This is a genomic window from Ruegeria sp. HKCCA6707 (genome assembly GCF_013033515.1).
Classification (GTDB): Bacteria; Pseudomonadota; Alphaproteobacteria; order Rhodobacterales; family Rhodobacteraceae; genus Ruegeria.
In genome coordinates this window covers 610,359-623,055 of sequence record NZ_WQEG01000001.1, presented here as the reverse complement: position 1 = coordinate 623,055, position 12,697 = coordinate 610,359, and the positions used below count along the sequence as shown (strand labels likewise).

Below are 12,697 nucleotides of genomic sequence, written 5' to 3'. Positions count from 1 at the left end.
TTTTTGGGGATACGATGACCACAAAAACTCAGATCCGGCGCCAACAATTGCGCGAAAAGCTGGTTGAAGCGGCCGAGATTCGGATCGCCCGGGATGGTTTGTCGGAACTGCGCGCGCGTGATCTAGCCAAGGATGCAGGCTGCGCTGTGGGCGCAATATACAATGCTTATGAAGACCTGACGGCGATTGCCATGGCGGTCAATGGGCGCACATTCCTGCGTCTGGAACAGGCGGTAGGCGCATCCTTCGACGGCACGGAATCCCCGGTTGAGCGGTTGATCGTCATGAGCACGGCTTATCTGCATTTCGCCAATGCGCACACAAACCTGTGGCGGGCCTTGTTTGACCTGCAAATGGCCGATGATAGCAATGTTCCCGATTGGTATCGCGAAGCACTCAAAGGCCTCTTTGCCTATATCGCTGAACCGGCGCGTGAACTTTTTCCCGATCTCGACCGGGCCGAGATGGATCTGATGACCCGCGCGCTGTTCTCGTCGGTCCATGGCATCGTCACGCTGGGTCTCGAAAACCGCATATCCGGTGTGCCTCCGGAACAGATCGAGCGCATGATCGCTCAGGTTCTCTCACGAATTGGAAACAAATAGTTTCCTGAACGTCGTTCAAAAAATTATTGAACGACGTTCACGATCTTGTTATATTCGTTCTGTGAACAACGTTCATTCGGAGGATCACATGTTTGGAACGTTAAAGACCTTGATCAGTGGGGCCAATGCGCGGGCCGAAGAGCAATTGCGCGATGCCTACTCGATCGAGTTGATTGACCAGATAATTCGCGAAGCAGAGCAAAATCTGAAAGCAGCCAAATTGACCTTGGCCAGCCTGATTCAGCGTCAGCGCGGCGAGACCCGCCAGATCGAAACGCTGCAAACCCGGATTGACGAGTTGATGGAACGGGCAGGGGCTGCCCTGGCCGATGGTCGTCAGGACATGGCGGAGACGGCGGCGCAAGCGGTGGCGGATCTTGAAAACGAATTGGTGCTGCGGCGTCAGACAGTTGATCGGCTGGACGGGCGCATTCTGCAATTGCGCCAATCTGTACAAGCCGCAAACCGTCGGATTCTGGATCTGAAGCAAGGCGCTATTTCCGCCCGGGCGGTGCGTCGTGAACAGAGTTTGCAAAAGCGCCTGAACCGGCATCTGGGTGGCGACAGCCCGATTGACGAAGCCGAGGCGTTGATCACTCGCGTGATGAACCAGGATGACCCGTTCGAGCAGTCCGAAATCCTGCAAGACATCGACCGGGGGCTGGATCACCGTGACATCGGGCAACGGATGGAAGAGGCGGGCTATGGCCCCAAAACCCGCAGCACCGCTGCGGATGTGCTCAGCCGTCTCAAAGCATCGCCGAAAAGCTGACTTTTTGACCAAGACATAGAAAACTCGGAGACTTGAAATGACCAATCGTAACGAAAACAACCTGATCCTGATTCTGAACGGTGCCGGCGTGGCCTTGGCCTATCTGTTGCTTGCAATCTCGCTGTACCTGTCAACCGACGTGCCGCTTTCGACCAAAGGCTATTGGGGCATGGGCGTCGTGCTGCTGACCCTCAGCCTGATCAACGTGGTGAAATACCGCTTCGACAGCCGCTCTGCCGAAGATCGCATCAACCGGATCGAAGAGGCGCGCAACGAAAAGTTGCTTGAGGATGCTCTGAAGGAAACAGACGCCGAGATCTGATCGCAGCCGCGCCACGCCGCAAGGCGTGGCGCTTGGCCCAACGCTTTCAGCGCATCTGTGATGCGCGCAAAAGGGGCGGGAGCCTTGTTGACAAGAACGGCGCCGAATTCGCGCCGTTCTTTACCGTTTACAGGTTTGGGTAGATCGGGAAGCGGGCGCAAAGCTCTGCAACTTTGGCCTTCACTTCTGCTTCGACCGCGCCGTTACCATCTTCACCGTTGGCAGCCAGCCCGTCGACCACTTCGATGATCCAGTCGGCGATCTGGCGGAACTCGATCTCGCCAAAGCCGCGGGTGGTGCCAGCGGGCGAGCCCAGACGAATGCCCGAGGTGACGGTTGGCTTTTCCGGGTCAAACGGCACACCGTTCTTGTTGCAGGTGATATGCGCCCGGCCCAGAGCTTTCTCGGTCGCGTTGCCCTTGACGCCCTTGGGGCGCAGATCAACCAGCACCACATGGGTATCGGTTCCGTGGGTCACGGTGTCCAGGCCGCCTTTGATCAACTGATCCGACAGCGCTTGCGCGTTGGCGACAACCTGCTGGATATAGGTCTTGAACTCGGGCCGCAGCGCCTCCCCAAAGGCAACAGCCTTGCCCGCAATCACATGCATCAGCGGCCCGCCCTGAATGCCTGGGAAAATCGCCGAGTTCACTTTCTTGGCGATGTCGGCATCATTGGTCAGGATCATGCCGCCGCGCGGACCGCGCAGGGTTTTATGGGTGGTGGTGGTGGCCACATGGGCATGCGGGAAGGGGCTGGGATGCTCGCCTGCCGCGACGAGACCGGCGAAATGGGCCATGTCCACATGCAGATAGGCACCGACCATATCGGCGATCTCGCGCATACGGGCAAAGTCGATCTGACGCGGAATGGCCGAGCCACCCGCAATGATCAGCTTGGGCTGATGCTCTTTCGCCAGCTCTTCGACCTGATCATAGTCCAGCATGTTGTCCTGCTGTCGCACACCATATTGCACAGCGTTGAACCATTTGCCCGACTGGTTGGGACGCGCACCATGGGTCAGGTGACCACCGGCGTCCAGGCTCATGCCCAGAATGGTATCACCGGGCTGAATCAGTGCTTGAAACACTCCCTGGTTGGCCTGTGAGCCCGAATTCGGCTGCACATTGGCAAACTCGCAGCCAAACAACTGCTTGGCGCGATCAATGGCCAGGTTCTCGGCGACATCCACAAACTGGCACCCGCCATAATAGCGACGACCGGGATAGCCTTCGGCATATTTGTTGGTCATCACCGAGCCCTGCGCCTCCATCACGGCGGCAGAGACGATGTTTTCGGACGCAATCAACTCGATCTCGTCGCGCTGGCGGCCAAGTTCGGATGTGATCGAGCCAAAGATCTCGGGGTCACGGTCGGCAAGGGACTGGGTAAAGAAACCGGTGTCACGTAGGTTGGCGTTCATAAGGGCTCCACATGGCTGAGGTGAGTCTTTGACGGATTTCCTATAGGAAACAGTCCGGGGGAAAAAGCCTGTAAAGCGACTTATTGGCCCGTGAGGGCGTCAATGCTGGCCTAATGCGGAAAGGTGTGTTTGTTTCGGAACCAAATGTGCAGCACTGGAAACCACCCAAGATGACCAAACGAATCGCTTTCCTGGCCAGTGACATCGATGTCGCCCAATCCGCGCGCGAAGTGCTGGTCAAACGCCACGGGAACGCAGCGCCCCGCGATGCGGATGTGGTGGTCGCACTGGGTGGCGACGGTTTCATGCTCAGGACGCTGCACAGCACCCAGCATCTGGATGTACCTGTATATGGGATGAACCGCGGCACAATCGGATTTCTGATGAACGAGTATGCGGAAACTGACCTGATGGCCCGGCTTGCCGAGGCCGAGGAAGAGGTCATCAACCCGTTGCATATGAAGGCGATGGACCAATCCGGCCAACTGCATGAGGCTTTGGCGATCAACGAGGTCTCGTTGCTGCGGGCAGGGCCTCAGGCCGCGCGTTTGAAAATCACCGTGGACGGGCGCGAGCGTCTGCCCGAGTTGGTTTGTGATGGTGCGCTGTTGTCAACGCCCGCAGGCTCGACCGCCTATAACTATTCCGCCCACGGGCCAATTCTGCCGATTGGCTCTGACGTATTGGCGCTGACAGCTATCGCGGCCTTCCGCCCGCGTCGATGGCGCGGTGCTTTGCTGCCAAACACCGCCAAAGTACGGTTCGACGTCCTGGATGCCGCCAAGCGCCCGGTGATGGCAGATGCCGATTCGAACTCATGCCCCGATATCGATTGGGTCGAGATCCGGTCCGAGCCTTCGATCCGGCATCGAATCCTGTTTGATCCCGGCCATGGGCTGGAAGAGCGTCTAATCTCGGAACAATTCACCTGATTTTTCAGACATCTGGCGATTTCATTTTTCTTATGTGAACCAGTTCACATTCAGCGATTTCACCTTTTGGTAGTGTGAACTTGCCCGGAGAAAACGCCAAGGTGGAAGTGAGTGGCCATCTAACGGTGTAAAGATCCTTAGCGCAGTTTTAGCGCGGGCTTGTGTGGGTGGTGCCACGCTTGTCTTTTGATCTCTGGGTTTATTTTAGAAAGCGGACCCCGGGCACAATAACCCGGGGTCAATTTCATTTGGGGCGAACTCAGCCTGTCTCTAGCTTTTCCCAGAGGATCGGAGCCATTTGCCCAACACGGTCTTCGATGGCTTGGGCTGCGTCCACCGCAAGGTCTTCGCGCCACCGCCGGGCGGCGATCTGAACATTAATCGGCTGTGGCCCCTTGGGCAGCATCGCCAGCCGCGACGGAACGCTGGCGGCGGGCAATCCCAGAAAGTTCATTGAATAGGAATAGACCGCGCAGCCCAGAACCTCATGCACGCCTTCGGCACCTTCTGTGTCTCGGTCGGGGCCAAAGAAGGGTTGTGGCAGGAACGGGGACAGGACCAGCGGGTAGTCTTGAAGAAACAGGGACCATTCCCGCGCGTAATGCGAACGCTTTGCCATCATCTGCAACAGTTCGGTTTCTACAATCGGCGGAAACTCCTGAAAGTAGACGTCAAAGATGTCGCGTATGGTTTGCGACCCTGCGGCCTCAATATCGGATTTCAGCAGGGTCAGAACTTCACCCATCAAGGCGCGATACCCAGCACGCCCACATTCGAACACATCTGGCGGCTCAACCTCGTGCACGTCATATCCCGCGTCCATCAAGGCATCGCGCGCAGTATCCAGCGCCTTGTCGACCTCATCATGCAGAGCATAGCCAAAGGTGTTCTTGGTGAACGCAACCTTGGTGGGGCCATCCATCGCCTCACCGCGCCAGGGCAGGGGTACGTGAAACGGGTCACGCGGGTCGGATGCGATCAGGCTGGGCATGGACAGGTGCAAATCGGCGGCAGAGCGTGTCAGCAGGCCCTGGACGGACATGGACTGCGCCAGCATCCCGCGTTCTACCGTTTGACTGGGGTTCCAGGCGGGCACACGACCCAGGCCGGGCTTGACCGTCACCGCACCGTTGGCCGCCGCCGGAAACCGCAGGCTGCCGCCTATGTCATTGCCGTGGGCCAGGGCACCGACCCCGGCCATGACCGCAGCTCCGGCGCCGCCAGAGGATCCGCCGGGTGAGATATGTTTGCCCCAAGGGTTATGCGTGCGCCCGTGCAGCGGGTTGTCGGTGTCGGCACGGAAAGAAAACTCGGGCGTATTGGTTCGTCCGATTACAATCGCGCCTGCCTTTTGCAAATTGCTGACGACCGGAGCGTCATCGGGTGCGATCACATCCTTCAGAGCAACAACCCCGTTCGAGGTGGCATGCCCTTTTTGGTCGACATTGATCTTTATGGTCACCGGCACACCATGCAGCGGACCAACCGGCGCGCCCGCGTCGCGGGCTCGGTCAAGGTCGCGGGCGCGTTGCAGGGCTTCGACGCCCAGGTCCTCGACCACGGCATTTAGCGTCGGATTGACCTGCTGCATCCGGTCCAGCGCGCTTTGAACGGCGTCCTCGGCGCGGATATCACCGCGCGTCGTTTGCGCTGCCAATTCGGTGGCGCTCAAACGCCAGAGTTCGGTTTTTGTCATGGGCCCTCGCTGTCTGTGCTCGACAGTAAGGGCCGCTTAAACACTTGCAAGCAAAACAGCGCGCGCCGTCGCCGACGCGGCGGTTATTTGGCGTAGCCGATGGTTTTCAATGCGTCCGTGATCTCGTCCAGGATGGCCGGATCGTCGATGGTCGCGGGCATCTTATAGTCCTGCCCATCCGCAATCGACACCATCGTTCCACGCAGGATCTTGCCTGAACGTGTCTTGGGCAATCGCGCCACAACCACGGCCTTTTTAAAGGCCGCCACCGGCCCGATCTTGTCCCGCACCATGGTGACCACCTCTTGCACCACGTCATCGTGACCGCGATCCGAGCCAGTATTCAGGCACAGAAAGCCAACCGGCATCTGGCCCTTCAACTGGTCCGACACCCCGATCACGGCGCATTCGGCCACGTCCGGGTGGGCGGCCAGAACTTCCTCCATGCCGCCCGTGGACAGGCGATGGCCTGCCACGTTGATCACGTCATCAGTACGCGCCATGATATAAAGGTATCCGTCCTCGTCGATCATGCCCGCGTCACCGGTTTCGTAATAGCCGGGGAAATGATCCAGGTATGAGGTCTTGAACCGCGCCTCGGCATTCCAAAGCGTCGGCAATGTACCGGGGGGCAGGGGCAGCTTGACAGCAATTGCGCCCAACTCTCCGGCTTTCATCGGGTGTCCGCCTTCGTCGAGGATTTGCACATCATAGCCCGGCATCGGTTTGGCGGGCGAGCCCAGTTTGATCGGCAATTCCTCGATCCCCAGCGGGTTGCCTGCAATGGCCCAGCCGGTTTCGGTTTGCCACCAATGGTCGATCACCGGCACGTTCAGCGCATCCTGCGCCCAGGTGATCGTGTCGGGATCTGCGCGTTCTCCGGCAAGAAACAGGGCACGCAGGTTCGACAGGTCGTAATTGGCCATCAGCTCACCCTTGGGGTCTTCGCGTTTGACGGCGCGGATTGCGGTGGGTGCGGTGAAGAAGCTTTTGACCTTATGTTCTGAGATCACCCGCCAGAACGTGCCCGCATCCGGTGTGCCGACAGGTTTGCCTTCGAACACGATGGTGGTGTTGCCGTGGATTAGCGGTGCGTAGCAGATATAGGAATGTCCGACGACCCAGCCCACATCTGAGGCCGCCCAGAACACATCGCCGGGATCGACATCATAGAGGTTTTTCATCGTCCAGTTCAGCGCCACCAGATGGCCTGCGGTTGGGCGCACAACGCCTTTCGGCGCGCCCGTCGTTCCAGAAGTATAGAGGATATAGGCCGGGTCATTGCCGTCGACCGGCACGCATTCGGCGGGTTCAACACCATATTGAAACCCGTGCCAATTGACATCGCGCCCCTCGATCAGTTCGGCCACTTCCTGTTCGCGTTGAAAGATGACGCAGAAATCGGGCTTGTGGTCGGCCAGCTCAATCGCGCCGTCCAGCAGAGGTTTGTAATGCACCACACGACCGGGTTCCAGCCCGCAAGAGGCTGCGATGATTGCCTTGGGTTTGGCATCATCGATGCGCACTGCCAATTCGTTGCTGGCAAAGCCGCCGAACACCACCGAGTGCACAGCACCCAGGCGAGCACAGGCCAGCATCGCCTCAAGTGCTTCGGGGATCATCGGCATGTAGATGATGACCCGGTCCCCTTTCTCAACCCCTTTGGCCCGGAGCGCGCCAGCAAGGTTGGCGACGCGGTTGCGCAGCTCGACATAGGAGATTTCGCGCTTGGTCTGGGTGATTGGGCTGTCGTAGATGATGGCGGTTTGTTCACCCCGGCCATTTTCGACATGACGGTCCACCGCGTTCCAACAGGTGTTCACCCGCGCGTCGCTGAACCATTCGTAGAGGGGGGCGTTCTCCGCAAACAAGGCCTTGCTCGGAGGGCGGACCCAATCGATCCCCTTGGCGGCATCCATCCAGAACCCCTCGGGGTCGCTTTTCCAGCTGTCATATACCTCCTGATAGGCCACGGCGTCCTCCTCTCCATAAACCTGTGATACCGTGTTACGGATCAGCATTGCATCGAACAAGCGGCTCGAATAACGGCGCGGCAGTTTATCGCAAAAAATTTGCAGATGCCGCTAAAATCACCTGCAAATTTTTGCAAACCCAAGAATATGCAAGCCGATTTTCACATGATCTTCCGAGTATTGCAAAACTGCAAATTTCGATCTGCAAACGGTTTGCGCTATCAGAATCAGACTTGGATAAATACCTACCCGTAGTGGTCCACTGGCGTTCCCGCGATGGCCGCCATGTTCAACAATCCGCGTGCGGTGATCGAAGGTGTTACGATATGGGCTTTGTTCCCCATGCCCATCAGGATCGGTCCAACCTCAAGCCCGTTGGCCTTCATCTTCAGGATATTGCGCACACCGCTGGCGGCGTCCGCATGGGCGAAGATCAACACATTGGCGGGCCCTTCAAGACGCGAATTTGGGAAAATCCGTGCACGCAGTTCCGGGTCAAGGGCCACATCCAGGTTCATTTCGCCCTCGTACGTGAAGTCCCTTGGTTCCGAATCCAGGATCTTAAGCGCGGCCCGCAACCGCTTGCCCGAGCCTTCGGCCTGATTGCCGAATTGAGATTGCGAGCAAAAGGCGATCTTGGGTTCCAGCCCGAACCGGCGCACGTGGCGGGCTGCGCCGATTGTGGTCTCGGCCAGTTCCTCGGGCGAGGGCAACTGCCGCACGTGCGTATCCGCGATGAAGAGAGGGCCATCTTCGAGGATCATCAACGACAGCGCGCCGTGGGGCCGCAGATCATCTTCGTCCAGAACCTGTTCAACATAGTCCAGATGCCAGCGGTATTCGCCAAAGGTGCCGCAGATCAGGCTGTCAGCCTCGCCGCGATGCACCATGATGGCGCCTATGGCGGTTGTATTCGTACGCATGATGGCCTTGGCCAAATCCGGAGTGACACCCCGGCGCTGCATGATCTGGTGGTAGGAGTTCCAGTAATCATAATAACGCGGGTCATTTTCCGGGTTAACGATCTGAAAGTCCTGACCGGGCCTGACCGTCAGGCCCAACCGTTCACACCGCGCGTCGATTACATCAGGGCGGCCGATCAGAATGGGCGTTTCGGTCGTTTCTTCCAAAATCGCCTGAGCGGCGCGCAGAACGCGTTCGTCCTCGCCCTCGGCAAAGACAATCCGGCGCGAGGCATTGGCGGCAGCCTCAAACACAGGGCGCATCAGTAGGGCGGACTTGAATACCGTCTGGTTCAGCTTTTCTTTGTAAGCCTCAAGGTCGTCAATCGGGCGCTTGGCCACTCCGCTTTCCATCGCGGCTTTGGCCACCGAGGATGACACAACGCCAACAAGGCGCGGATCAAAGGGCTTGGGGATCAGGTATTCGGGCCCGAAGGTCAGCTGCTCACCTTTATAGGCTGCGGCAGCTTCGGCGCTGGTTGTTGCGCGCGCCATTTCGGCGATGCCGTCAACACAAGCGATCTCCATCGCGTCATTGATCTCGGTCGCGCCTACATCCAGCGCCCCGCGAAAGATAAAAGGAAAGCACAATACGTTGTTGACCTGATTGGGAAAATCGCTGCGCCCGGTGGCGATGATCGCGTCAGGCGCAACCGCGCGGGCGTCTTCCGGCAGGATCTCGGGCGTGGGGTTGGCCAGCGCGAAAATGATCGGTCGCTCGGCCATTTTCTGCACCATCTCGGGCTTCAGGACATTTGGCCCGCTCAGTCCCAGAAACAGGTCTGCATCCCCGATCACGTCATCCAGCGTGCGCAAATCAGATGTCTGCGCGAACTGGTCCTTATGCGGGTTCATGTCTTCGGCACGGCCTTCATAAACCAGTCCGTGGATGTCACAGAGCCAGATATTCTCGCGCTTTACCCCCAGCTTGACCAGCATGTTCAAGCACGCGATCCCCGCCGCGCCACCACCGGTCGAGACAACTTTGATGTCCTCAAACGCCTTGCCGGCCACATGCAGCGCGTTCTTGGCCGCAGCCCCCACGACAATGGCCGTGCCGTGTTGATCGTCGTGGAACACCGGAATGTTCATCCGTTCGCGACAGAGTTTTTCCACTATAAAACAATCGGGTGCCTTGATGTCTTCAAGGTTGACCGCACCAAAGGTCGGCTCCAGCGCGCAGACGATATCGGCCAGTTTTTCCGGGTCGGGCTGATCGACTTCGATGTCAAAACAGTCAATGCCTGCAAATTTCTTGAACAGGACGGCCTTGCCTTCCATCACTGGTTTTGAGGCCAGCGCACCGATATTGCCCAAGCCCAGAACCGCGGTCCCGTTCGAAACCACGGCCACAAGGTTACCGCGCGCGGTGTAAAGCTCGGCGTTCGAGGCGTCGGCTTTAATCTCAAGGCTGGCTTCGGCCACACCCGGAGAATAAGCGCGCGCAAGGTCGCGCCCATTGGCCATTGGTTTCGTGGCGCGAATTTCAAGCTTACCGGGTTTTGGATGAGCGTGATAATCAAGTGCGGCCTGCCGCAGGTTTGACGTGTCCGACATAGGCGATTCAGCTCCCTCTCCAAAACTGGTTTAGGGGTAATCCTTTTTTTCGGCTTTGGCCATGACGTTACGTTCCGCATGAACAGCGGCCCGTCGGTTTGGAATCTTGCATTGAATATTTTCACAAAACTTTTACATTCTCGCGATCTTCGACCAAGAAAATCGAGCAGCAAGTCTACAAAAGATGAGTCAGCAAGAAGAAAACCCGGACAAGACAGTCGCTTGGCCCGATGCCGTCGTAAGACCAGAAAACCACTTGTGGTATTGGGTTGCGCTGCTTGTTGCTGTTGCTTTGTTGGCCATCGAAGTTCTTTGGCCGATGCGCATCGTTCCGCTCAGCCAGGAAGGCGGATTGCTCGAAACGATTTCGGCTGCTGCGTTGTTTACAGCCGGTATCGTCGCGTTGGTGCGGTATCCGGGCCTCAAGCGTCTCTATCTGGGTGTGGTCTGTTTCTTATTGGCCGAGCGCGAGCTAGAAGCCGACGTCTACGCGCCCGACAGCATGCCGTTTGCGATTTTGAGCGGGTTGGACTGGGCGCTTGACCTGACCGTCGTGCGCGTCGTTTTGCTGCTCGTTGTGCTCTATGGTCTGGTTTTGCACGGTGTTCCGACCGCTTGGAAAGCGATCAAAGCAAGGGCGCCTTTTCTGATCGTGTTTGTATTGGCAGGGCTGATGGCCGTGATCGCGCAGGTTCTGGAAGAAATCAGTGGCGCATATGGCGCGTCTCTGTCTGTAACAGCGATGACCCGTCTGTTTGTTCTGGAAGAAACGCTTGAGATGTTCTTTTCGATTGGCCTTTTGGCTTCGGTTCTGATCGGATGGCCGAAACGTCAAACCGAAGAGACCTTGAATGACACGCCCCTCCCAACAGGCCGAAACACGCGCTGAAATTCGTTTGCCCACGCAAGAACTGCGGGACGACATTCCATTCTATACCAAGGTTCTGGGTCTGCGCATGGATATGATCTATCCGGCGGACGATCCTCGGGTCGCGGTCTTTTCGGGCCACGGGTTGCGCATTCGGATCGAAAAGGATGCGCCTGAAAACCCCGGCACGTTGCGCATCCTGACCGATGATCCTCAAGGCTTTGCTGATGGTCCGCGCGTTTTGGTGGCCCCAAACGGCACGCGGATCGAGATCGATGAGCTGAACCCGCCCATGGTCATGCCTGAAACGGTGCATTCCTTTGTGGTGCGCAGGCTGAAAGACCAGGCGCCCTGGATTATCGGGCGGGCGGGGATGCACTACCGCGATCTTGTGCCCGACCGGTTGGGCGGCTCGATCATTGCCAGCCATATCCGCATCCCGGACGGTGGCCCGGTGCCGGATATGGTGCATTTCCACAAGGTGGGCTTTCAGCTCATCTTTTGCATCCATGGCTGGGTCGACGTGGTCTATGAGGATCAGGGCGACAAGATGCGTCTGACCGCAGGAGATTGCTTTATCCAGCCGCCCGAGATCCGGCATCGCGTGCTGGAAGCCTCGGACAATGTGCAAGTGATCGAAATCGGGGTTCCTGCCGAACATGTCACGGAGATCGATCACGACATGACCTTGCCAACGCCGCATCTGCGGCCCGACCGGGAATGGCAGGGGCAGAAATTTGTGTTCAATCAGGCCGAAGGTGCCGAGTGGGGTCCGTTTCGTCTGCCGGGTTATGTTTGCCGCGACACCACGATTGCGGAGAACACCAAAGGCGTGGCCGGGGTTCAGGTGGTACGCAAAGGGCAGGGGCAGCCGCAATGGGCGACCCATGACACCGATATCCACTTTTCCTTTGTGATGGACGGTCAGGTCACATTGGAAGGTGAGGGACGGGAACCGTTCCGGCTGGAACAAGGGGATGCTTTTGTCATCCCACCGGCCATGCGCACCCGTCTTACGGATGCCACGGAAGATCTTGAACTGCTTGAGGTCACTTTGCCGGGCACTTTCAATACGGTGTTGGACGGGGGCTGAGTTTGGACCAAAAAAGCCGCAAACGGGGCTTCAATTCCCCGCGCGCTTTCCAGTAGGGTGGGTCATTCTGACCAGATGATCAAAATTTAGGGAATCGCTATGTCGCTGAAAGACGCTGCCTTGGCCGTGCGGGAAAACGCCTATGCCCCTTATTCGAACTTCAAGGTGGGCGCGGCGGTGCGGTCAGACACGGGTGAGATCTATGCCGGATGCAACGTGGAAAACGTGGCCTATCCCGAAGGCACCTGCGCCGAGGCCGGGGCCATTGCAGCCATGGTCGCTGCAGGTGAGCAGACCTTGACCGAAGTCTATGTGGTGGCCTCAAGCCCTGAACCCGTGCCGCCCTGCGGTGGGTGCCGTCAGAAACTGGCGGAATTTGGTGCGCGCGACGTCAAGGTCACTCTGGCCACAGCCACTGGGGTTGAGATGGAAACCACAATTGGTCAATTGCTGCCGGGGGCCTTTGATGCCTCGCATATGGAGGACGTGTGATC

At 58.1% G+C, this 12,697-nt stretch carries 11 protein-coding genes; 7 read left to right on the top strand and 4 right to left on the bottom strand.

Annotation, left to right across the window (positions count from 1 at the left end; genetic code table 11):
• Positions 1-14 precede the first annotated feature (14 nt).
• The 3 genes from GOW40_RS03070 (at position 15) to GOW40_RS03060 (ending at position 1,699) form a co-directional block, all read left to right on the top strand.
• Positions 15-605, top strand: coding sequence for a TetR/AcrR family transcriptional regulator (locus GOW40_RS03070; RefSeq protein WP_171102319.1), 591 nt, complete (start codon positions 15-17; stop codon positions 603-605).
• 88 nt (positions 606-693) lie between these two features.
• Positions 694-1,377: a PspA/IM30 family protein gene (locus GOW40_RS03065; protein WP_171128675.1), complete on the top strand. Its 684-nt coding sequence runs from the start codon at positions 694-696 to the stop codon at positions 1,375-1,377.
• Positions 1,378-1,414: 37 nt separating this feature from the next.
• Positions 1,415-1,699 carry a hypothetical protein gene (locus GOW40_RS03060; protein WP_171128677.1) on the top strand — a complete coding sequence of 95 codons (285 nt, stop codon included), beginning with the start codon at positions 1,415-1,417 and terminating at the stop codon, positions 1,697-1,699.
• 127 nt (positions 1,700-1,826) lie between these two features.
• On the opposite strand, the gene glyA is transcribed toward GOW40_RS03060, so the two are convergent.
• Positions 1,827-3,122: a serine hydroxymethyltransferase gene (gene glyA / locus GOW40_RS03055; protein ID WP_171128679.1), complete on the bottom strand. Its 1,296-nt coding sequence runs from the start codon at positions 3,120-3,122 to the stop codon at positions 1,827-1,829.
• 170 nt (positions 3,123-3,292) lie between these two features.
• On the opposite strand from glyA, the gene GOW40_RS03050 reads away from it, so the two are divergent.
• Positions 3,293-4,054 carry an NAD kinase gene (locus GOW40_RS03050; protein ID WP_171128681.1) on the top strand — a complete coding sequence of 254 codons (762 nt, stop codon included), beginning with the start codon at positions 3,293-3,295 and terminating at the stop codon, positions 4,052-4,054.
• A 259-nt stretch (positions 4,055-4,313) separates the two neighbouring features.
• On the opposite strand, the gene GOW40_RS03045 is transcribed toward GOW40_RS03050, so the two are convergent.
• From GOW40_RS03045 to GOW40_RS03035, 3 genes are all read right to left on the bottom strand, one after another.
• Positions 4,314-5,750 carry an amidase family protein gene (locus GOW40_RS03045; protein WP_171230857.1) on the bottom strand — a complete coding sequence of 479 codons (1,437 nt, stop codon included), beginning with the start codon at positions 5,748-5,750 and terminating at the stop codon, positions 4,314-4,316.
• A gap of 83 nt (positions 5,751-5,833) precedes the next feature.
• Complete coding sequence (gene prpE, locus GOW40_RS03040; RefSeq protein ID WP_171128685.1) at positions 5,834-7,723, bottom strand: propionate-CoA ligase PrpE; 1,890 nt, start codon at positions 7,721-7,723, stop codon at positions 5,834-5,836.
• A 245-nt stretch (positions 7,724-7,968) separates the two neighbouring features.
• Positions 7,969-10,242 (bottom strand): NADP-dependent malic enzyme, encoded by a 2,274-nt coding sequence (locus tag GOW40_RS03035; RefSeq protein WP_171128687.1) that lies wholly within the window; start codon positions 10,240-10,242, stop codon positions 7,969-7,971.
• 184 nt (positions 10,243-10,426) lie between these two features.
• Between GOW40_RS03035 and GOW40_RS03030 the strand changes: the two genes are divergently transcribed.
• From GOW40_RS03030 to GOW40_RS03020, 3 genes are all read left to right on the top strand, one after another.
• Positions 10,427-11,131: a hypothetical protein gene (locus tag GOW40_RS03030; RefSeq protein ID WP_171128689.1), complete on the top strand. Its 705-nt coding sequence runs from the start codon at positions 10,427-10,429 to the stop codon at positions 11,129-11,131.
• Entirely contained in the window at positions 11,094-12,203 is a 1,110-nt protein-coding gene (locus GOW40_RS03025) for a cupin domain-containing protein (protein WP_171128690.1), read from the top strand. The genes GOW40_RS03030 and GOW40_RS03025 overlap by 38 nt, the downstream gene beginning before the upstream one ends.
• A 99-nt stretch (positions 12,204-12,302) precedes the next feature.
• Complete coding sequence (locus GOW40_RS03020; RefSeq protein WP_171128692.1) at positions 12,303-12,695, top strand: cytidine deaminase; 393 nt, start codon at positions 12,303-12,305, stop codon at positions 12,693-12,695.
• Positions 12,696-12,697 lie beyond the last annotated feature (2 nt).

Coding starts and splice junctions, on each gene's coding strand:
- GOW40_RS03050 (WP_171128681.1), top strand. CDS start 3,293: ATGACCAAACGAATCGCTTTCCTGGCCAGTGACATCGATGTCGCCCAA.
- GOW40_RS03020 (WP_171128692.1), top strand. CDS start 12,303: ATGTCGCTGAAAGACGCTGCCTTGGCCGTGCGGGAAAACGCCTATGCC.
- GOW40_RS03045 (WP_171230857.1), bottom strand. CDS start 5,750: ATGACAAAAACCGAACTCTGGCGTTTGAGCGCCACCGAATTGGCAGCG.
- GOW40_RS03060 (WP_171128677.1), top strand. CDS start 1,415: ATGACCAATCGTAACGAAAACAACCTGATCCTGATTCTGAACGGTGCC.
- GOW40_RS03030 (WP_171128689.1), top strand. CDS start 10,427: ATGAGTCAGCAAGAAGAAAACCCGGACAAGACAGTCGCTTGGCCCGAT.
- GOW40_RS03035 (WP_171128687.1), bottom strand. CDS start 10,242: ATGTCGGACACGTCAAACCTGCGGCAGGCCGCACTTGATTATCACGCT.
- GOW40_RS03070 (WP_171102319.1), top strand. CDS start 15: ATGACCACAAAAACTCAGATCCGGCGCCAACAATTGCGCGAAAAGCTG.
- GOW40_RS03065 (WP_171128675.1), top strand. CDS start 694: ATGTTTGGAACGTTAAAGACCTTGATCAGTGGGGCCAATGCGCGGGCC.
- GOW40_RS03025 (WP_171128690.1), top strand. CDS start 11,094: ATGACACGCCCCTCCCAACAGGCCGAAACACGCGCTGAAATTCGTTTG.
- glyA (WP_171128679.1), bottom strand. CDS start 3,122: ATGAACGCCAACCTACGTGACACCGGTTTCTTTACCCAGTCCCTTGCC.